Source organism: Bacteroides caecigallinarum, assembly GCF_021530995.1.
Taxonomy (GTDB): domain Bacteria; phylum Bacteroidota; class Bacteroidia; order Bacteroidales; family Bacteroidaceae; genus Phocaeicola; species Phocaeicola faecigallinarum.
Genome location: NZ_JADYTF010000362.1, coordinates 1 through 255 on the forward strand (window position 1 = coordinate 1; position 255 = coordinate 255).

At 49.8% G+C, this 255-nt stretch carries 1 pseudogene; it reads right to left on the bottom strand.

What is annotated here, in order from left to right:
- Positions 1-255: pseudogene (locus tag I6E24_RS17040) on the bottom strand (IS4 family transposase); the annotation flags it as partial.

Genomic DNA, 255 nt, shown 5'->3' on the forward strand with positions numbered 1-255 from the left:
CCCTCAGCTTTGCCGCGCCGGCAGAAGAACAGACGGACCTGCCGTGTGCCCAGTTTCACATCGGTCATGGCATAGTGAATATGGTAACGTCTGCTGTACCTTATCTGTCTTGAGGATGAAAGCCTGCCGAGAATGGATCTGGCTGAAAGGTCTCCCCATGAGGTGGAATACTTTGTATTACCCATTTTCGCCATGCCAAGCAGATGAAACTTCTTATGGCAGCTGCATACAAAATCCACAAGCCCGGTATTTGTA